Source organism: Paenibacillus amylolyticus (assembly GCF_051136285.1).
Classification (GTDB): Bacteria; Bacillota; Bacilli; order Paenibacillales; family Paenibacillaceae; genus Paenibacillus; species Paenibacillus amylolyticus_F.
Genome location: NZ_CP194938.1, coordinates 6,414,632 through 6,435,406, shown reverse-complemented (window position 1 = coordinate 6,435,406; position 20,775 = coordinate 6,414,632). Strand labels below are relative to the sequence as shown.

Annotated in this window: 23 protein-coding genes; 1 reads left to right on the top strand and 22 read right to left on the bottom strand. The window is 46.5% G+C overall.

Features of this window, described 5'->3' with window-relative positions; translation table 11 throughout:
• The first annotated feature begins 67 nt into the window (after positions 1–67).
• Complete coding sequence (locus ACR8BL_RS28105; RefSeq protein WP_434750574.1) at positions 68–937, top strand: YitT family protein; 870 nt, start codon at positions 68–70, stop codon at positions 935–937.
• Positions 938–1,091: 154 nt separating this feature from the next.
• On the opposite strand, the gene ACR8BL_RS28100 is transcribed toward ACR8BL_RS28105, so the two are convergent.
• The 22 genes from ACR8BL_RS28100 to aroB form a co-directional block, all read right to left on the bottom strand.
• The gene (locus ACR8BL_RS28100) at positions 1,092–1,937 is read right to left on the bottom strand and encodes a sporulation protein YpjB (RefSeq protein ID WP_434750573.1); all 846 of its coding nucleotides are present in this window, start codon (positions 1,935–1,937) and stop codon (positions 1,092–1,094) included.
• 66 nt (positions 1,938–2,003) lie between these two features.
• Positions 2,004–2,630: a DUF1405 domain-containing protein gene (locus tag ACR8BL_RS28095; RefSeq protein ID WP_434750572.1), complete on the bottom strand. Its 627-nt coding sequence runs from the start codon at positions 2,628–2,630 to the stop codon at positions 2,004–2,006.
• Positions 2,631–2,708: 78 nt separating this feature from the next.
• Entirely contained in the window at positions 2,709–3,596 is an 888-nt protein-coding gene (locus ACR8BL_RS28090) for a c-type cytochrome (protein ID WP_434750571.1), read from the bottom strand.
• 22 nt (positions 3,597–3,618) lie between these two features.
• On the bottom strand, positions 3,619–4,290 hold the full coding sequence (qcrB, locus tag ACR8BL_RS28085; RefSeq protein WP_017687726.1) for a menaquinol-cytochrome c reductase cytochrome b subunit: 672 nt from the start codon (positions 4,288–4,290) through the stop codon (positions 3,619–3,621).
• A gap of 15 nt (positions 4,291–4,305) precedes the next feature.
• Positions 4,306–4,848: a ubiquinol-cytochrome c reductase iron-sulfur subunit gene (locus tag ACR8BL_RS28080; RefSeq protein WP_434750570.1), complete on the bottom strand. Its 543-nt coding sequence runs from the start codon at positions 4,846–4,848 to the stop codon at positions 4,306–4,308.
• A gap of 193 nt (positions 4,849–5,041) precedes the next feature.
• A complete protein-coding gene (locus ACR8BL_RS28075; RefSeq protein WP_434758299.1) occupies positions 5,042–5,500 on the bottom strand; it encodes a DUF2487 family protein in 459 nt (152 codons plus the stop codon).
• 137 nt (positions 5,501–5,637) lie between these two features.
• Positions 5,638–5,817: an IDEAL domain-containing protein gene (locus ACR8BL_RS28070; RefSeq protein WP_090917186.1), complete on the bottom strand. Its 180-nt coding sequence runs from the start codon at positions 5,815–5,817 to the stop codon at positions 5,638–5,640.
• A gap of 23 nt (positions 5,818–5,840) precedes the next feature.
• A complete protein-coding gene (locus ACR8BL_RS28065; protein ID WP_434750568.1) occupies positions 5,841–6,347 on the bottom strand; it encodes a gamma carbonic anhydrase family protein in 507 nt (168 codons plus the stop codon).
• Positions 6,348–6,391: 44 nt separating this feature from the next.
• Complete coding sequence (locus ACR8BL_RS28060; protein WP_434750567.1) at positions 6,392–7,510, bottom strand: hypothetical protein; 1,119 nt, start codon at positions 7,508–7,510, stop codon at positions 6,392–6,394.
• A gap of 237 nt (positions 7,511–7,747) precedes the next feature.
• Entirely contained in the window at positions 7,748–8,347 is a 600-nt protein-coding gene (locus ACR8BL_RS28055) for a histidine phosphatase family protein (RefSeq protein WP_434750566.1), read from the bottom strand.
• Positions 8,348–8,391: 44 nt separating this feature from the next.
• Entirely contained in the window at positions 8,392–9,027 is a 636-nt protein-coding gene (locus ACR8BL_RS28050) for an anti-sigma factor family protein (protein ID WP_434750565.1), read from the bottom strand.
• Entirely contained in the window at positions 9,024–9,617 is a 594-nt protein-coding gene (locus ACR8BL_RS28045; RefSeq protein WP_123066029.1) for an RNA polymerase sigma factor, read from the bottom strand. The genes ACR8BL_RS28050 and ACR8BL_RS28045 overlap by 4 nt, the downstream gene beginning before the upstream one ends.
• Positions 9,618–10,309: 692 nt before the next feature.
• Positions 10,310–11,404 (bottom strand): prephenate dehydrogenase, encoded by a 1,095-nt coding sequence (locus ACR8BL_RS28040; protein ID WP_434750564.1) that lies wholly within the window; start codon positions 11,402–11,404, stop codon positions 10,310–10,312.
• Between the two features lie 27 nt (positions 11,405–11,431).
• Positions 11,432–12,532, bottom strand: coding sequence for a histidinol-phosphate transaminase (gene hisC / locus ACR8BL_RS28035; protein ID WP_434750563.1), 1,101 nt, complete (start codon positions 12,530–12,532; stop codon positions 11,432–11,434).
• A gap of 61 nt (positions 12,533–12,593) precedes the next feature.
• Positions 12,594–13,400 carry a tryptophan synthase subunit alpha gene (gene trpA / locus ACR8BL_RS28030; protein WP_434750562.1) on the bottom strand — a complete coding sequence of 269 codons (807 nt, stop codon included), beginning with the start codon at positions 13,398–13,400 and terminating at the stop codon, positions 12,594–12,596.
• The gene (trpB, locus tag ACR8BL_RS28025) at positions 13,400–14,596 is read right to left on the bottom strand and encodes a tryptophan synthase subunit beta (protein ID WP_434750561.1); all 1,197 of its coding nucleotides are present in this window, start codon (positions 14,594–14,596) and stop codon (positions 13,400–13,402) included. Before trpB ends, trpA begins: the two co-directional genes overlap by 1 nt.
• Positions 14,593–15,333 (bottom strand): phosphoribosylanthranilate isomerase, encoded by a 741-nt coding sequence (locus tag ACR8BL_RS28020; protein ID WP_434750560.1) that lies wholly within the window; start codon positions 15,331–15,333, stop codon positions 14,593–14,595. Before ACR8BL_RS28020 ends, trpB begins: the two co-directional genes overlap by 4 nt.
• Positions 15,330–16,118: an indole-3-glycerol phosphate synthase TrpC gene (gene trpC, locus ACR8BL_RS28015; RefSeq protein WP_434750559.1), complete on the bottom strand. Its 789-nt coding sequence runs from the start codon at positions 16,116–16,118 to the stop codon at positions 15,330–15,332. Before trpC ends, ACR8BL_RS28020 begins: the two co-directional genes overlap by 4 nt.
• On the bottom strand, positions 16,108–17,148 hold the full coding sequence (gene trpD, locus ACR8BL_RS28010) for an anthranilate phosphoribosyltransferase (protein ID WP_434752952.1): 1,041 nt from the start codon (positions 17,146–17,148) through the stop codon (positions 16,108–16,110). Before trpD ends, trpC begins: the two co-directional genes overlap by 11 nt.
• A gap of 68 nt (positions 17,149–17,216) precedes the next feature.
• A complete protein-coding gene (trpE, locus tag ACR8BL_RS28005; RefSeq protein WP_434750558.1) occupies positions 17,217–18,785 on the bottom strand; it encodes an anthranilate synthase component I in 1,569 nt (522 codons plus the stop codon).
• 522 nt (positions 18,786–19,307) lie between these two features.
• On the bottom strand, positions 19,308–19,676 hold the full coding sequence (aroH, locus tag ACR8BL_RS28000) for a chorismate mutase (protein WP_434750557.1): 369 nt from the start codon (positions 19,674–19,676) through the stop codon (positions 19,308–19,310).
• Between the two features lie 4 nt (positions 19,677–19,680).
• Positions 19,681–20,775: a 3-dehydroquinate synthase gene (aroB, locus tag ACR8BL_RS27995; protein ID WP_434750556.1), complete on the bottom strand. Its 1,095-nt coding sequence runs from the start codon at positions 20,773–20,775 to the stop codon at positions 19,681–19,683.

Sequence of the window (20,775 nt, the reverse complement as noted above, 5' to 3'; positions counted from 1 at the left end):
AGAAACAGGTATACTAAGATGGGAATGATTGCTTCCTCATTCTAATCCAAATACAGAGAGGGATCTTATGAGCACTGCCAAAACATGGATTCAACTAAAACTCGTGCTGCCTATATTGCTGGGTACAGCCTTGTATGCCTTCGGGCTTCTTTATTTTATTATCCCCAATCAGTTAATGGAAGGCGGGCTTACCGGAGTTACCGTATTAATCAATTATGCCTTTGGTATATCCCCATCACTCACTACTCTGATTTTAAATGTTCCGTTATTTCTGATTGGTCTTAAAGTGCTCGGCAGCAGACAGATGATTTACACCGGAGTCGGGATCGGAGCATTGACCTTTTTTCTGTGGCTGTTTGAGAAAATGATTCATCAAGGCTGGATTGAGCCATTACATACCGAGAATGACCTTCTCTTGGCCGCATTATATGCAGGAGTTACCTTGGGAGCCGGCCTTGGCATCGTATTTCGCTGGGGTGGAACGACAGGCGGTTCTGACATTATCGCGCGTATCCTGAATCGAAAATACGGTTGGAGTATGGGACGTGTGCTGTTAGGCATTGATTTTGTCATCATTGGGATTTCTCTCATCTACATCCCCAAGGAAAAAATCCTGTATACGCTGGTAGCCGTGTTTATTGCATCGAAAGTTATCGATTTTATTCAGGAAGGTGCCTATTCAGCCCGTGCATTTATGATCATCAGCGATCATGCTCCAGAGATTGCCGATCAGATCACCAAGGATATGGATCGCGGCGTTACGCTCATTCCAGCCATTGGAGCTTACTCGAAGCAAGCAAAACATGTGGCCTACTGTGTCATTTCCAGGCAGGAATTCCGCAGGCTACAGACCATCGTTCGTTCCATTGATCCCAGGGCATTTGTCATTATCAGTGATGTTCATGATGTGCATGGCGAAGGGTTCAAAGAAAGCTAACGCCTGCTCTGCCTTACTGAACATACAAGAGAAAACCTCTTTCCACATCTCATCGCCAAGTCATTGGCTGCTATGTGGCAGGAGGTCTTTTTAAAAAATTTCATGATCGGTGCTGAAGACGACAACACGACTACCGTCGATATGTAAAAATATCCTACTGCTGGGCACGATACTTGCGATACCCCGCATAACTAAGCACAGCAACGATAACTGAACTAATTGCCAGTCCAGCAGCCCGGCGGTCAGGGCCCTGCACAAAAGGTACAAAAGCACTCTCATCTTTCTCTCGTCCAAACAATTGATTCACCAATTCTTCTCCGTGAGAGGTCATGCTCCTAAGCTGTGATACATCAGACTGCTTTGCATATGTCAGCCCTTTGAGATGAGATAACCATGCATCCATCTGTACGATCTGATATGGCTCAAGACGAATGATTGCCGCCGGACGGATCGTTTCATAGTGTTCCTCAAGAACGATAAAGCGATTAGCCAACGTTGTTGCACCTTGATTCTGGTTGGCTGCCAGTGATAACGCATCCAGATCATTTTTCACAATTTTATAATATTGAAGCCAAAGGGGTTTCGCCGGATTGGCGAGACTGTCCACAGCAAGCCTTAGTTTGGCTGATGCCTGCTGAAGAAAGTGCTTATCTCCTTTAAATTTAGCTGCAGCCTCCTTGACTTCTACCACTGTTTCAGATAGCGCATGGATGCCCTCAACAGAGGTTTGACCCTCAAACGAGATATGCCCCAGACTATTACTTATACGTGTAATGCTGGCGCGTACCTCCTCCATATTATTTTCGAGTGCTCGGCGATATAATACCGCAGCCTCTTCATTCAATTGTGCAATGGTATAACTTGAGGACACTCCCTGGTTCACATTTCGTCTGGAATCATCACTTTGCGCGGATACCCGGTATGAAGCATTTGTCCAAAGCAGCAGAGCCATGAGTGTTACCACCAACCATCCCGCTATACTCCTCAATGTTCCCTTCATGGACATCCCTCCCATCATCAATGTATGGCAAGGGAAAGCGAGTTAGAACAAGCCAAGCTTGTACAATCAAGCTCTTTTGGCCTGCTTTAATGCAAGCCAAGCAGCCAGAATGCTTGCGATGGTCAGCGTAAACGTGAAATTGCGAACAGCCTGTACATGTTGGTACATTGTTGCAGGTAGCCACGGGTAAATGTCGTATGTATAATCCATCGTATCGTTCAGTAGTGTCCAGAGACCTGCCACAATCAACGATAACCAGCGGAAGCCAAAGAAACGTACATAAATCAGTGCTTCAATCGCCATTGCACTGTGGGAAGCGATGAGCATCCAGTCCTGCCAATGCTGCGTGCCTCCTTGTGCCCAGCCAGCAAAGATGATGGCTACAGCCCATACACCATATTTTACAGACGTGACCACAGCTAGAGCCTGGATCACATGTCCAATCCGCTGCAGGACTGCCGACTTCACAGGGTACAACACCCACAGCAGGGATAATGTAAAAAACAAACTCGCTGTGGGGCTATCCGGCACAAATATGACCTGCCACACCGGTTGCTGTGTAAGTGTCAGCTTCATTTGCTCACCATACCAGATATAACCATAAACCGTCCCCAGCGCATTACACCAGAACAGAAGCCACAGGAAATACCGATTGGTCAGAAACTCCCTGCTCCAAAAAAACGATAAAGCCACGTCCATTGCACCTGCTTTCTCCAAAAGACTTCAAAAAAACCTGACCGCATAACGATCAGGTTTTTCATTAATTCGATTTTACTGTTCTGCCTTCTGTTTCGCAAGCCATTCGGCTAGATGAGTGATTTCCTCATCGGTAACACCTTGAGCTATAGCTTGATCATACATTTCAGGCATTCCATTGTAGCCCTCTTTAATAATCGTTACGATCTCTTCCTGACTGTGCTTGTCACCAACGCCACGAAGAGAAGGTGCGTTGCCTTGGCCTTTCATATCGGTTGCGTGACAGCCAATACATCCAGCCTTTTTGTACGTTTCCATCGCAGGATCGTCCTTATCAACAATCGCGACTTCCTCCTGCTGCTGTCCAGGTGCATTAGAAGTAGGCAGACCCTGCTCATGTTTTTCCAGAGCTTCTTCCTCCCGCTGAATATGCTCCGGCTTCTGTCCTGACGCTTCAAGCTCGTGCTCGTAGTGTGTCCATGCTACGTTTGTCAGATAGAATACCGAGATAACGGACAGTAACATTAAGGCCGAAGCAATCGGACGTTTGTAGAAACGACGTTCTTTCCCCGTATCCAGGAAGGGAGCCAGCAGCAGAGCTCCGAATGCAACACCGCTGACACCCAGTACACCTAGTAGGACATAATCTCCAGATGCATAAGGATATTTCAAATACTGATACAGGAAAAGAAAGTACCAGTCCGGCATCGGGATAACCGATGCACTTGGATTAGCCGGATAACCGAGAGGTGCGGGTTCCGAGATGGTCAACACGAGAATGCCGACCAGAACAACAACCCCGACCATCCACTCTTTAAGCAAGAAGTTAGGAATAAATGCTTCCGATTTGCCGGGATACGCCGTGTAATCAGGTGGAGTAATGAACCCCGACCCTTTGCGAACGCGTGAATCACCAACAAAGATAACCTTTTCCTCATCATTGCTCTTGTGTCCGTGAGCCATTACATTTCCTCCCTTCTTTGATTTATAGTGGTCCCGAAATGCCCTGTCTGCGGATCATGATAAAGTGTCCGACCAGAAGCACTAGAAGCACCGCAGGGAGGAAGAATACATGCAATGCGAAGAATCGTGTCAGTGTCTGCGCACCAACAATGGTTCCTCCTTGCAGGAATTCTTTAATAATCGGTCCAAGCCAAGGTACGGTGTTGGCAATCTCCAGCGTTACTTTTGTTGCAAAATAAGCTTTGTTATCCCAAGGCAGCAAATACCCTGTCAGACCGAGTCCTAACATGACGAAGAAAATCAGCATGCCAACAACCCAGTTCATTTCACGCGGAGCCTTGTATGAGCCTGTAAAGAATACACGCATTGTATGTAGGAACATCATGACGATAACCAGACTGGCCCCCCAATGGTGCATACCGCGTACAATCTGACCAAAAGCTACTTTCGTTTGCAAATACTCAACACTTGCATACGCGTTAATAATATCTGGCACGTAGTACATCGTCAGAAACATACCTGACAGAATTTGAATAACTGTAATAAAGAACGTCAATCCGCCAAAACAGTATACGAATGCGGAAAAGTGATGCGCCGGGTTTACGTGCTCAGGCACTTCATGATCCGCAACGTCCCGCCATATTGGCGTGATGTCAAGACGCTCGTCAATCCAGTCATAGACATTTTTAAACATCTGCGTTCACGCCTCCTATTTCACTCGGGTGTTCGGAACAATCTCGCCCAGATAAACCCAGCCTTGTTCTTCCTTAACCACATATTCATCCAGCGGTTTCGGGGCTACGGCAAGATTCTTCCCTTCCTTGTCATAGTGCGCGCCGTGGCATGGGCAATGGTATTCATTCGGATAATTTTTGTCGCTGTTCCAGCCTACTGTACATCCCAAATGTTTACAGATGGGTGAAAGCGCATAAATTTTCCCTTGTTCGTCCTTGCGAATCCAGGCCACCAACGAGGCATTACTCAAATACCATCCATCCTGTTGTTTCAGTTCAAACGTAAATTCTTGAGGTTCATTTGTAATTTTGCTGATCTCAGCCACTTTGACAGAAGTACCTTCTCCCTTGTGCTGCAAAATAGGGTCCACCGCAAAACGGACCATAGGAAGAATTGCACCGGCGGCCATGTAGGCGGTAGCTCCACCAAGCGTGTACGTCAAAAACTGCCTGCGCGACATCTCCATTTTGCTTGGCGGTTTAATCGAGGCTTCGTGCTGGTCATGCTCACTGCTCATACTGTTTCCAACCCCCTTTTTAAGCCAACTCTCTCAATCGTTTTCATTATCATAAATTCCACGACTTACTAGAACATACATAATCATATAGTAGCCCTAGAACACCGTCAAGAATTTGTCACACATTTTTAAGGTTCAATTGTAAGCGTTGTTAAAAAACTGTTGGAAATTTGTCACATTTGTCGTCAAGATGTCACTTTCTCCACAACTCTCGAATGCACTCCCCGACATGTCGCGCTATTGTTCCTTCTTCAAGTTTTTGATTTAAATCCTGTTGACTCAAAAGCAAATCCGCAGCTGGAATATCCATCTCCACAAATGATCCATCTGCTGACATAATTACTACATACTTGAATCCAGAAGCTTTGAGTTCAGTCGACAATGTATTTAATGTCATTGACATTTCCGAACTTGTATAGTGATAGGCCGGGTATGTCATAATTCTACCTTTAAAAGGGATTTCGACCATATCCAGAAAATCTCTTAGCCGTTCTAGCGCTTCAGTCGCTTCAACCGGTGACTGTGTACCACTCATAGCCGTGAACGGAACAAGGCATGTATCCAGATAAAGTTGCAGTTCTGCCCAGCTGTCTTGATTCATCTCACTGAATTTCAATTCCCTATATCCCCTTCCTATCCATTTTATTCCCATATTATATATGAGCGTATGTTATAAAGCCAGATATTCATTCAGTTTTAAGTTAATATTAAAAAAACTAAAAAAGGAATGCGCGACTGCGCATTCCCTTATATTCCAATATTCCATCTATATGGTTTGTCATTGATCTGTTAATTGATCGTTCTCAGTTCATCCGTCAGACTCCGGAAAGCTACTTCGTCTCCGGTAGCTAACGCTTTGTCGATTTCCAAATAAAGCTTCTCACTTTTCTGCTTGCGAAGCGCCTCGTCCCAAACCATCTCAGCTGCCAGCCCCAACATGACTTCATACGTAACTTTCATTTTATCCAATAGGATGCACCTCCAAAACGGATTTAAGAGCTCCTATATTCTCTTCCTTTGATGACATAACCCAGTGAAGTTCTCGACATCCGCTGCAGATCAGCTTCAGTCAATTCACGAATCACTTTGGCGGGTGTTCCCAAAGCGAGAGTATAGGGCGGAATTTTACAATTCTCAGTTACCACAGAACCAGCTCCAATCAGCGAAAATTCACCAATTTCAGCTCCATTAAGCACAATGGCTCCCATGCCGATCAATGCCCCCGTTCCGATGGTACAACCATGAATGATTGCAGCATGTCCTACGGAGACATCATCTCCCAGAATAAGAGGTTGATCAGTGTTCACATGTCCTACAGCATTATCTTGAATATTACAGCGCTTTCCAATGATGATAGGTGCCAAATCAGCCCGCAGAACTGCATTGAACCACACGGAAGACTCTTCATCTATTTGCAGATCACCTATCAATTTGGAGCCTTCAGCCATGTATATGGAAGGGTGTAGCTGCGGCTTTATACCTTGGTATGGAATTATCATTTGTATCACTCCTTAATTTGGGAGTGATTGTAGCAACTTGTCCTTCACTTGTCAAACGTAATCGGTGCAACATCAGCTGAGATAGAGCGGCAGGATGCAGCAAGTCTTGAACCCCATGCAGTCATCTGTATTGTTTTTCCCTGCTCATGTTCACCTGCACGAATCAAACCCAGATGCAGCATCATTTTAATGATACGCTTGTCATAAATATCTTCTGCAGTGTCGTAGTAAAACGGCTGGATAAACGGCCCAATTTGCTTAAAGAGCGATTCCATCGTAGACCATTCGCTGGCACAATCACCTGTCCAGTACACAAGCGAGGATAGGTTTGGAACAGCACCTTTATAAAGTCTTAACCAAAACCGAAACAGCTGTATCATCTCAGCCGCTTTCTCGGCTCCCAGCTTCTCTTCACCAGATTCTGTCAGCCTGAGACAGCCCTGTTCTTCACGAATCAATCGGTGATGAAACGCATAGTCATACAACAATGCAAAGCGATCGGGATAATCCTTGAACGAACGGCCGTATCCAAAGCGCCATCCAGCTCTGCCTACCAGTTCCTCAGGGATATGCAGATGCTCCATAAGCTGCTGCTGTGAGCGACGGTACATCATGCCTTCGGCATTCACAGCGATCTCATGATGCTGAATAAATTTCAGGAACAACTTCATATCGTCTGCCAACAGATGATACTCTTCGCGGTACATGGACGGTTCTGTCGTTTTAACGATGCCTGCCCGCAAATGGGTAGATAACACATCTCTGAATCTTAGTTTAAGGTCTTGAGGCACTTGATAGAGATATCTTGTCTGTTGTGTAGTCCCATTGAAAAGCCATCCGCTTTTGGTGAAGCGGATAATGAGATCACGCGGACTCGAACCTGCCTCACTCTCCTTTTTGTCCATCGATTGACGAGCTATGGCGATGAGCTCCTCCATACCATAAAATTGGCGGGGGTCAAATAAAAGATTGTTCAAAAACCTTTGATCTGTCTGGCTCAATTGACACACCTGCTGCTCAAAGAAAGGTTTGCTACCCAATGTCGTAAGGATGCTCTGGATGAGTTCATGTTTGGAATTAGGCTTACATTCACATTGATAGTAGTCTGCTATTCGATTAAGCTGGCCAATATCAGCAAAAGTTAGCATATCTGCTAGATTCATGGATCCATCGCCTCGCCCGTTCACTGCTTTTAGGTTGCTGATCTGGCCTGAAACAGTGTGGTTTTGTAAACATGGTTGACGGATTCGCCACAATCTAAACCTCTTTTTGTGATTTTTTTTGATTTATCTCATCTTATGCCTCAAAACGATCAATCAGAAGAGAAACAATAGAGTTCATTCACAGTTCTGCACATTCTTTCAAAAGTAAATCATATAAAAAAAAACAACCTGAGCTTATCACTCAGATTGTTCAGCAGTGTCCATAGTTAGATGTTGCGTGCAATTGTATAGGAGTGGAATCCAGTCGTCACGTTCTTTCTCCAAAATGGTTAGCGACAGATTACCAATGCGCTCTGTATATTGGTCCTGATATAACGCCGTTAACAAGTTGGCCAGAAAAGCACCATGCGTCACAATGAGTATATTCTGACTCGCGCGGGAGAACCATAGATCCTCCAGAAACGCCAGCGCACGCACTTGAATCTCTGAGATATGTTCTTGCCCAAGATCAAGCGTATCCCATGATTTCCCCCAACGCGCAACCCGTTCGTCGGAAGTAAGGCCTTCAATCTGACCAAAACCTCTCTCCTTCAATCGTGCGTCCGGTTCAAGCATAGGTACACGCAGCATCTGTGAAAGGATCTCTCCCGTCTCCTGCGCCCTTGATAAGCCACTCGTCACAATATAGTCCCACTGGTAGGATTCAGACTGCAGACGTCTACCAAGACGTTCTGCTTGCTTACGTCCTTCCTCATTCAAAGGAATATCGGTCTGACCTTGTATGCGGCCAGATGCATTCCAATCTGTCAGACCATGACGAATAAGTCCAATCCGCACGTTCATCCCTCATTTCTCTACACGGCGAACGCCAGGTTGGAAACCTATGCACCCACACCTTGTTTACGTTTAGTTGTTGATCGATGCATACGTCCAAGTGAAAACAAAGCCATTCCTATTGCCAGTAGTGACAAAGCCATCCAGTATTGAGGATAAGCTGGTCCCATACTCACAACAAAAGGTTCAATGATGCCGCCTTTATTTGCTTGCGGAATGTCATACTTGTACAATCCCGAGGATGAAGCTGTACTTCCGGCAACCCCGGTCTCAAGTATACCCGTCGTCATAACATTAGACTTCTCAGCTTCTGATACCTCTGGCTTAAACATCGCCATGTACAGGAAGCTGCACAAAAAAATAGCCAGGAACGCTGCAATCCATAAAGACATATGTTTACGGATTGCCGCAGAGAATCGATTAACCTTTGCCTCTTCCGGCAATAGCCATGGAGACTCCGCATAAATCCGGTCCATAACGTTTCGATTGACCCTCTCTGCCTGTTGCTCTGTCACTGGAACCGGGATGCTGTGAAGCAGCATCTGGGCTTCCTCCCAGACTTCAAACTGCTCCGAACACTCTTCACAACCAGCAAGATGTGCATGAAACACAATTCGCTGTGGATGAGATTCCGGCAAGTCCCAGACCAGTGCAAACAGTTCCTGGGCTTCATTGCAATTCATCGGTTCTTCATCCCTTCATATGGCTCGTACATCGGCTCGAAGAAATAAGGCTCCAACTGTGTTTTTACGCTTGACCTTGCCCTGAATAACAGCGATTTAACAGAACTTACGCTCTGCCCCAAAATTCCCGCAATTTCCTGATAGTCGAGCTGATCATACTCACGAAGTATAATCGCAGAACGTTGCTTCTCTGGCAGATTGTTAATCGCGTCTCTAACCAGCATTACCCGCTCGCTACGCAGAACAGCATGCTCAGGAGCATTCTCCATTGGAGCAATAGGAACTACACCGCTCTCTTCAAGCGGAACATTTCCACTACGCTGTTTGCGAAGCTCACTCAATACCGTATTTCTAGCGATGGTATACAGCCAAGTGGAAAATGAAGCATCCACCTCACGGAAAGAGTGTAAACTGCGGAACGCCTTGTAGAATGTCTCAGAACAGAGATCTTCCGCAAGCAGCTCCATATTGGAACTTTTCAACATATGATATACGAAAGCCAGTATTTTACGCTGATAACGACTCATCAGCTCGGAATATAACTCAACGTTACCTTCCTTGATCTCTCGAATCAACTGGGAATCCGTCATTTGAGTGCGACCCCTCCTCGCCCATCCATGTGCTTCTCCCCGTTCGACTCTATCCATGTATTACCGAACAGGTGTAAAAAAGTTGCGGTTTCAACCGCATAAAAAAAGCGTCCAGCGCCGTTCTCGGCCCTTCCGCCAAATTCCCCTATGTAATGGCAATTTCCCCAACGTTTCTACATAACAGTAACATTGTACAACGGTCTGCATCATCCTGGCAAATCCATTGCTATCCACTTTTGCCCGACTTAACATTCATATGCCATCGATTTCGTTGTCATGACTTCCTTATACAGCTTCTTGGAAAGCCTTGCAATTTATAGACGTGACAACCTCTAAAAAGGTTACAAAAATGAGATAACTTTCTCAAAAAAATTTCACTTTGAGTAGTAAGATACAATAAAAAAAGAGATAAAACATGTTATTTTCTTTTTTAGACAAAAAAAAGACCGCTTACATAAGCGGCCATTGCTCACGTGGAGCAATACAGTTATTGGATAGGAGTGGAGAGAAACCATACTGTACTTTTATTATATGTATACGTTTTCATTTTGTCAACACTTTGGACAAATTTATTTGTAAAAACTTAGATTGTAAGGAAGAACATTTTAAATCCATCCTTTTTTCTTAGTTAATGATTGATATTTTAATATAATTTCTCTATAAAAAAGAGGGCTTTCGCCCCCTTTTTCTGCTTAAATCCAGACCTGATATCCAAGATTATCCAGCAATACCTTCGCCCGTTCCATATCCTCTTCCTGACGGAAAGACAAGCGCATAATCCCCGGTACATCGACCCGATTCTCAATAATTTCCAGGTTACTTAAGTTGATATCATTCGCCCCAAGCTCTGTTGCGATTTTACCGATCATACCCGGAGCATCCTGCACATCGGTATACAGATCAAATAATGGCGAAATCATACCCTTGCGTCGCTCAGGCAACACACTGCGGAACTCCCGTGCCTGACGGAATGCATCTTCGATGGCTTCGCCGTTCTTCTGTTCTAACATCGTTGTAAAAGACAACATTTGGCTGTTCCAGTCCTTAAGCAGCTCCAGCAGGACCTCTCGGTTACTTAGCAGGATATCTCTCCAGACAATGGCATCACTGGACGCAATGCGTGTTATATCCCGGAAACCACCTGCAGCCAGCATTTTATAGAGTGGATTAGTTTCATTGTATTCGCGCACCTGATTTACCAGAGCAACAGCAATAACATGTGGCAAATGGCTGATGGCGCCTACAATATCATCGTGCAGCAGAGGCTCTACCCGAACAATTTGGGCACGAGTGTACGCCAAAAGCTCGGACAAGCGGCTGTACGCCTCCTCAGGCACATGCAACGACGGGGTCAGAACATAATAAGCGTTCTCAAACAATACGGCTGAGGCCGCGTCCACGCCTGCACGTTCTGAGCCTGCCATTGGGTGCCCCCCGATAAAGTAGGCATCCGTTAAGCGGATATGTTCAGCACAAGCTGCGATCGAAGCTTTCGTACTGCCAACATCTGTAATAATACAGCCCTTTTTCAACGGTAACCTGGACAGCTTTTCAAAATAGGATTCAAGTAAGCCAACAGGCACACACAAAAAAATGAAGTCGGCATCCTGCACCGCTTCTTCCAAAGAGAGCGTCGCAGCATCCACCACTCCGCTCGCTATGTACTTGTCTTTTAATTCTTCCTGATGTGCGTAACCCATCACGGTAATCCCAGGCATGCCTTTAAAACAAAGCGCAAGTGAACCGCCGATGAGCCCGACACCAATCATTGCAATTTTTATTGTCATGGGTCCTCACTCTTTTCATCGCCAGTATTAAGGGCGTGCTGCCACATTCTCCGCCAGTGTGTTCTCCAGCGCTGCTACAAAAGCACGATTCTGCTCCGCTGTTCCGACAGACACCCGAATGTACGTTGGATAGACGTGAAAGCCCGAACGAACGATAATGCCTTGCTTCAACAAAGACTGAAACGCGGTAGCGGATGGCATGTCCAGATCAACCAAAATGAAATTCCCCTGAGTTGGAAAATACGTTAATCCCAGTCGTGAAAATTCATGTTGTAACCATTCCCGATCAGTTGCATTACTCTTAGCACACTCTTGCACAAAAGCTTGATCCTGAAGTGCGGCCTTTGCCGCAACCTGACCGAAGCGGGAGGTATTGAAAGGTTCACGCACACGGTTAATCAGATCGATAATCTCCGGACGTGCAATCCCATACCCTATACGGAGGGATGCCAATCCATAAATTTTGGAGAATGTCCGCAAGACAACCAGGTTCGGATAACGTTCAATCAGTGAAATGCTCTGCGGATAAGCATCGTCCGTTACGAATTCATAATAAGCCTCATCCAGCACAACCATTACATGGGACGGAACCTCATCCATAAAGGTGACAAGCTCCTGTTCGGAAACGATTGTACCGGTAGGGTTATTCGGATTGCATATCCAGACGGCTTTGGTTTTGTCATTGATTCTTGCCAACATAGCCGGCAGGTCATGAGTTCCATTTTTTAAAGGCACCTCAATCGTTGCAGCACCTTCGATGTCTGCATTGCTTTTATATACGGAGAAGGTTTGATCTGCCATAATCGTTTCATCTCCAGGGAGAAAAAACGCCCGGGTGATCAGTGCAATGATCTCATCCGACCCGCATCCAAAGATCAACTGGTCTCTCCCCACACCCAAATGCTTGGCAAGCACCTCTGTCAGTTCAGCAGAGCTCCCGTCAGGATAGATACTCACATTAGCCAGTTCTCTCGTAATCGCTTCAAGCACAGCAGGAGAGCTGCCATACGGGTTCTCATTGGAGGCCAGCTTGATGACGTGCTCCAGCCCCAGCTCACGTTTTACTTCTTCAATCGGTTTGCCCGGCTTATACACCGGCAGATTGACAATCTGGGATTTCGGTTTCAACTCAACCGCCTCCTATTGTTCATATTAGAGTAAGTGAAAATGAATAGTTCAACTTATATCGTTATCCTTTTAATTGTGCCACAAAGTTGCGAATTTGCAACAGTCCTGCTTCCCGCGTATCTGCATTTTCAAGCAACGGAATCGCCTCTTCCACCTGCCGTACAATCGCACTACCCACAACAACACCATCACAGATGCGGGAGAAGTGGGCTACCTGCTCATGACTAGATATGCCGAAACCAACGGCAACAGGAAGTTCAGTCAGACTTTTCACTGTTTCGATAAAACTTTCTACACCATCAAAGAAGGAAGCACGTTCTCCAGTTACACCCAAGGAGGAAACACAATATATAAATCCACGCGCTCCGGTGACAATCCGCTCAATCCGGGCATTGGATGTAGGCGCCACAAGCGGAACCAGATGAACCCCTGCCTGATCGGCACGACGACGCATGTCTTCAGCTTCCTCAATCGGTAAGTCCGGGATAATCATGCCACTGATGTCATGTTTAATCAGCTCGTCAAAGAAAATATCCAGCCCGGTTTGCAGCACCGGATTATAATACGTAAACAGGACAAATGGTAACTTCACGCCTGCTTCACGAGCTTTCGCTGCAGTCTCCATCACCGTACGAATCGTAATTTGGCTTTTCAATGCACGCTCGGAAGCGCGCTGAATGACAGGGCCGTCTGCGAGTGGATCGGAATACGGAACACCCAGTTCCAATATATCTGCTCCAGCCTGCTCCAGCTCTTTGATAATATCAATGGTGGTGTTCACATCGGGGTCACCGACGGTAAGAAATGGAATAAGGGCTGTGCGATTTTGTTCTTTTAATTGCTGGAAGGTTTGGTCCATCAGATTCATTATAAGTTACCTCCCAAATACTTCATAATGGATTCCACGTCTTTATCTCCGCGTCCAGACAGACAGATAACGATAATATCATCCGCTGACATCTCAGGAGCCAGCTTCACAACCTGAGCAACTGCGTGAGCTGATTCCAGCGCAGGAATAATGCCCTCGGTGCGGCTTAACAGCTGCAAAGCATCCAAAGCTTCCTGATCCGTAACCGGTACATATTTTGCCCGTTCGATATCTTTAAGATAAGAGTGCTCCGGTCCAACACCTGGATAATCCAGACCAGCTGAGATCGAGTGCGCTGGCTGAACCTGTCCATATTCATCTTGCAGCAAATAACTCATGGAACCCTGGAATACACCATGTGTCCCCTTACTCATCGTTGCCGCGTGGTAATCCGTATCCACACCTTTGCCCGCTGCTTCAACACCAACCAATTTTACATCCTGATCACCGATAAAAGGATAGAACATCCCGATCGCGTTACTTCCACCGCCAACAGCCGCAACAATGACATCAGGCAACCTTCCTTCAATCTCCTGAATCTGACGACGTGTCTCGTCACCAATCACGCGCTGGAAATTTCGCACCATCATGGGATAAGGGTGCGGCCCAACGACAGACCCCAATACATAAAAGGTATCTTCTACATTGCTGACCCAATAACGAAGAGCTTCGTTGCCTGCATCCTTCAATGTACGTGTACCTGATGTCACCGGGATCACCTCTGCTCCGAGCAGTTTCATACGGAATACGTTTAACTGCTGACGTTGTGTATCTTCCTCACCCATGAATACTTTACACTCCAGACCAAGCAGTGCCGCTACTGTTGCTGTTGCTACACCATGCTGGCCTGCGCCGGTTTCAGCAATAACTTTCTTTTTACCCATTCGTTTAGCGAGTAGCCCTTGTCCAATCGCATTGTTGATTTTATGTGCACCTGTATGATTCAAATCTTCACGTTTGAGATAAATTTTAGGGCCGCCCAAGTGACGGGATAATTGTTCTGCATGATAAAGCGGTGTCTCCCGCCCGGAGTATTCACTCAGTAGATAATTCAGTTCCTTGTTAAACTCTTCATCTTCTGAGAAGCGACTGTATGCTTCTTCTAGTTCAATGAGTGCGTTCATTAGTGTCTCGGGTACAAAACGGCCTCCGAAGGGGCCGAAACGTCCATGTTGATCCGGCAATTGGTGTGTCATGCCTGCTTCACCCTTTCTACAAATGTTGTAATTTTGGTTATATCTTTAAGACCTTCCGTTTCCACGCCACTTGATACGTCAACGCCATAAGGTCTGTACGTTTGGATTAAGTGTTGTACATTGTCCGCCTGAAGTCCGCCTGCAACAAACATAGCCACATCATTTTTCGCAGCCCATTCCGCATATGCAGGTATTCGCTCCCAGGCAAATGTTTTGCCGGAACCCCCACCATATAACGGGTCAAAGGTATCAAGCAATATCGCATCTACGAATCCCGTGTAGGCATCTAACCGTTGCAAAGCCACATGATCGGCATCCTGTCCCGTATCGTCTTGTGGAAAAGAAACCGCCTTGAACACATTCGCATTCCAGCGCTTTTTTACTTGTTCGCAAAATTCAGCACTTTCCTGTCCATGCAACTGGATTACATCCAGAGACACAATTTCCATCACATGCTCCAATTCATGAAAGGTCGGATTTACAAAAACGCCTGCAAGCTTTGGCCGCTCATTCACCGACCATTCCAACAAAACTGATTTCAATGCTGCTGCCTGTTCAGGAGTGATTCGCCGACGAGAGTTGGCAAACACAACACCGATATAGTCCACAGGCAAGTTTATCATCGATTTTAGCACTTCAACGTCCTGAAGTCCACATATTTTTACGGCCGCTGGCAGCGAGTGCCCTTGGTCGGGAGAACTGCTGCCTCTACCGTTATTTAGCGAGTGATTCATCATTTGGGTCCCATCAGATCATAAACAGCAGCTTCCACATCATCTTTTCGCATGAGATGTTCCCCGACCAGAATACCTCGCACACCAGCTTCAATCAAGGGTTTCGTCGATTCCGCCCCGTCGATCCCACTTTCACTGATCAGCGTCACACCGGATGGAATCAGCTCCATCAGATCCAGCGTAGTGTTCAGACTGGTTTCGAACGTTTTTAGATTCCGGTTATTGATGCCAACAAGTGTCGCCTCGGGAATATCCAGTACCGTTTCCAGTTCTGCCCGGTCATGTACTTCAATCAGAGCGTCCAGTCCGAGACTTTTTGCATACGTCAGATATTGACGAATCTGCTGTGGTGTAAGAATGCTCGCAATCAGCAATATAGCGTCTGCCCCAAGAAGTCTAGCTTCAGCGATTTGTAACTCGTCAATAATAAAGTCCTTGCGCAGAAGCGGAATGTTCACTGCCTGATGAATGGCCTGCAAATATTCGTTACTCCCCTGGAAATAGGAAACATCGGTCAGAACGGAGATGCAGTCGGCTCCCGCCCGCTCATATGCAGAAGCAATATCTACCGGATGAAAATCCGGACGAATCAAACCTTTCGACGGCGAGGCCTTCTTCACTTCGGCAATAAGCCCCAGCTTGCGATTGCGTCTGCTTGACAGCGCCTGCTCAAACCCGCGTGCAGCAGGTAATTGTTCAATTTTTTGCATGGCATCATCCATATTAAAGGTCTGTGCAAGAGTCTGCACTTCTTTATGTTTTGTTGCAACAATTCGATCAAGATACATGATTGTACGCCTCCGTTGTATGAATTAACTGCTCCAGCTTACTTGCCGCTTTACCTGAATCCACTGCCTCCGCAGCGATTTTAACACCATCTGCAATGCTGTCAGCAAAGCCGGATACATAAATACAAGCCCCAGCATTCAGCAGTACAACATCCCGGTAAGCACTGTGTTCACCCTGGAAGATCCGATGTATAATTTCGGCGTTCTGGGCCGCATCTCCTCCAAGCACCGCTTCAAGCGGATGCAAGGATAGTCCCATGTCACGTGGATCGATGTCATATGTTTGAACTTCCCCATTACGTAGCTCAGAAACCTGAGTCGGTGCAGAGATACTAATTTCATCCAGTCCGTCATGACTTGCGACAACCATCGCTCTTTTCAAACCAAGTCGGTTAAGCACTTCTGCAATCATCGGCGTCCGGGAGCGATCATACAATCCGAGCAATTGACGATCTGCTCCAGCCGGATTAGTTAATGGTCCAAGCATATTGAAAATCGTGCGCACACCCAGCTCTTTTCGCGGAGCCGCTGCATGACGCATGGACGGATGGTACACCTGTGCAAAGCAGAAACAGATTCCGATCTCATCCAGACATTGTCTGGCCTGTTCTCCATTCAGGTGAATATTAACACCAAGCGCTTCCAGTACGTCCGCACTGCCTGCTTTGCCTGAAGCTGAACGATTGCCATGTTTGGCCACTCGAACCGAGACGGCCGAAGCGATAATAGCCGATGCTGTAGAAATGTTGAATTTGTGTATACCTGATCCGCCAGTGCCGCATGTATCCAGTAACCCTCTGCCATCTGTCAATATCCGTCCACCCTGCCCGCGCATGGCTTGTGCAAAACCGGTGATCTCATCCACCGTTTCGCCCTTCATACGCAGCGCCATCAGCAAACCTCCGATTTGAGCCGAAGTGGCTTCACCTCTCATGATGGAATACATCAGTTCACGTGCCTCGTCCTGTTCAAGGTGATGACCTTCGAGAATTTTGGCGAGTCCTTGCTTCATTCCTTCTTCCCGGGAAATCGCTGCTTCAGGCAGCACCAGGCTGTCATTCATGATTGGGTTCAAGTTCATTTCCAGTCTCTCCTCTCTCAGTTCGTTGTCGAAGTGGGTGTAACAAAATAATCAGCGTTAGCCAGACTTAATTTTGGATCTGCAGCTTTTACAGGAAACATCGCTTCAGCCGTACGAATCGCCTTTAACAATGCTTTGGCTTTGTTTACGGTCTCTTCATATTCCTTCTCAGGCACCGAATCCCATACGATCCCGGCTCCGGCCTGCACATAGGCTTTTCCCTTTTTGAAAATAATCGTGCGGATTGTGATACATGCATCCATGTTTCCGGAGAAACCAAGGTAACCAATCGCTCCTGCGTAGGCACCCCGTGCCTCCTTTTCCAGTTCCGCAATAATTTCCATCGCACGCAGCTTCGGCGCACCTGATACGGTTCCAGCTGGCATACATGAGAGGAAGGCATCGAAAAAGTCCTTGTCTTCTCTTAGCTCACCTGTAACGTTCGATACCATATGCATCACGTGAGAGTAACGCTCGATCTCCATAAACATGTCACACTTCACACTGCCAAACGCAGATACACGACCCAAATCATTTCTTCCCAGATCCACCAGCATCAGATGCTCCGCGCGTTCCTTCTCATCCTGCAACAAATCTGCCGCAAGTGCACGATCCTCTGCCTCTGTTGCTCCCCTTGGACGTGTGCCTGCGATCGGGCGTGTTTCTACACGATTGCCGTCAACCTTGACCAGTGCCTCCGGTGAGGTTCCTACGATGATCTCATCATCCATTTTCAGATAATACATATAAGGTGACGGATTCAGTGTCCTCAGCACCCGATACACATGTAAGGGCGAAACTTCCGTATCAATATGAAACCGTTGGGACAGCACAACCTGAAAAATGTCACCTGCGCGGATATACTCTTTGGCCTGCTCAACATTGCCGATAAATTGTTCCTTCGTCAGATTGGATCGAATGTCACCCAGCTCTACATCACCCGGAATCGAACGCGGATTCAGGTTCTCGCCTGGTCCTTGCTGCTGCAGTCGTTCTGCCGCCTGCTCAAGCTTCTCGGAAGTGGCTGCATACGCCTGACGAATCTCTTCATCTGTTGCACCATCCTTGACGTGAACATTACCCACGAGCAACATATGCTGCTTCACATGATCAAACACAACGATCTGATCACAGAACATAAACCGAATGTCATCCATATTCAGATCATCCAGCGCATGTGCTGGAAGCTTCTCATAATATTGCAACAGATCATATCCAAAAAATCCAATTGCACCACCCGTAAAAGGGGGGAGTTCATCCAGCTTCGGGCTCCGATATTTGCGAAGTAAAGCTTTCAATTCTTCTATCGGTTTGCCTGACAGTTCACGGGTCTGCCCTGCTTCCTCAACCACAATCCGGCCTTTCTTTGCCGAAATCATCAGGAACGGATCTGTACCGATGAAGGAATATCTCGCCCATTGAATGCCACCCTCCACACTTTCAAGCAGAAACGCACGGTCATTGTCTGCATAACGGCGAAAGATTCGAATCGGGGTCTCCATATCAGCCAGAATTCGTTTTACGACCGGAATGAGATTATATTCGTTTGACATTTTGAGTACTTGGTTAACGTTTGGTGCTATCATCAGATCACGTCCTTTCAGATCTAGGTAGAAGAAGGTTATTAAGACAAAAAACCTCTACCATCAGGTAGAGGTTTGGTTATAAGCTGTATTCAGGCATGCTGCTTCATAAATAACAAGTCCCTATACATCTGCGCAGGATGAATGACAGGCAATTGATCCATGTTATACCATGGTTTCAACTTGTTTAGAGAGAACATACATATAACAACATCTCATTCCTACTGTCTTCATCACTTGAGAAAATCTAGTGAACTCCCAAGAATATCTGATGTGAAATGTTCCTTTAGTTATATGTGAATAAACGATATCCTCTGACACGTCTACTCTCTCTTCCTGTACTTCATCTTAGCAAGACGTACCGTGAATGCGTTGACCGACTTCAGAAGCATCGGCTACCAATCACTGGACTCTGCTATATACTAGGCTCAACTCAGCTGCTCTCAGCTCAATCTAAACTCTACTCAACTGTTTCTCACTATACATGATATCCATCGGTTTGACAACCACTACAAATCAAGAAATTTAACGTCCTGCCAGATCGGGACGTAATGCCTGTGCACCATTCAGATATACATGATGGATTTCATTTTGAGCTTTGGTTGTGTTCACATGCACCATAAACCGAATGCACTTCGCCAAAGCCCCTTTCACGGGTACCTCCAGTGCACACATCAAAGGTACAAGCTCCCATCCATCCAACTGACGGATCACTTTCGCTGGAAAAGCTGCGTCCAGATCCCCGGTCATTGTAATCCATACGCTACAAATGTCCTCAGGTACAATCTTGTTTCGATCAACAATTTCTTGAAGCAGCACTGCCGTTTCTTTCAAAATCTCATCTTCATTATTCTGCGTGACCGTAGTCGCACCGCGAATTCCCCGTGTAATCATGCTGTTATTCTCCCTTCCTAAGCAGCTCGATAACTTCACGAACAACTGTAACTGGCACATCCTTCATGATTCTGGCAGCTCCAATCCGATCAGGAACAATAAAGACCATATGGCCTTCACGGAATTTCTTGTCATGCATCATCGCTTCCATCAAAGCATCTGTGGCGAGGTGTTCCGGCAACGTTACCGGAAGACGAAGAGAACGAAGCATACGAACGGTATCTTCATACAATCCCGCTGGCGCTCCAAGCTTCTCACCAAGTAGTGCCGAACCCGCCATGCCAATCGAAATCGCTTCTCCATGCAGAAACTCACCGTAACCAGCAATCGCTTCAATGGCATGTCCAATCGTATGACCCAGGTTAAGGAGGGCACGTTCTCCATTCTCACGTTCATCATTGGAGACGATCTCTGCTTTGATGCTACACCCGCGTTCCAGACCGTATCCGAGTGTATCGGGGTCAAGCGCAAGCAATGCCTCCGCATGTTCTTCACACCAATGAGCAAATGCTTCATCACGAATGAGTCCATGCTTCAACATCTCGGATAAACCGGCTGAAACATCTCTTGGCGGCAACGTTTGCAGCGTATCTACATCATAAAGCACAAGTTCCGGCTGATGGAATGCGCCTATCATATTTTTTGCAAGAGGATGATTGACCGCCACTTTACCGCCAACGCTACTGTCATGAGCAAGAATGGTCGTTGGGATCTGTATAAACTTCACCCCGCGCATATATGTAGCTGCGACAAAACCAGCCAGATCCCCCACGACGCCTCCCCCTAGAGCAAGGATCGCTGAACTGCGGTCGAGTTTGCCTTCAATCGCTACCGTCATCATATCCTGATATACAACAAGTGATTTCGAAGTCTCACCAGATGGCACGACTGCGGATACGACGGAATATCCCGCCGCACGCAATGTCTGCTCCAATTCTGGCAAGTATTTCGGTGCCACATGATCATCGGTAATGATCAGAAGAGGACTTTTTTTAGTCAGACCATATTGTTCAAAATATTGCGGAGCTTGAGCCAGCAGACCGCTGCCAATCAATATGGGATATGAGCGTTCCCCGAGCTGCACTGTCAACTGACGCAT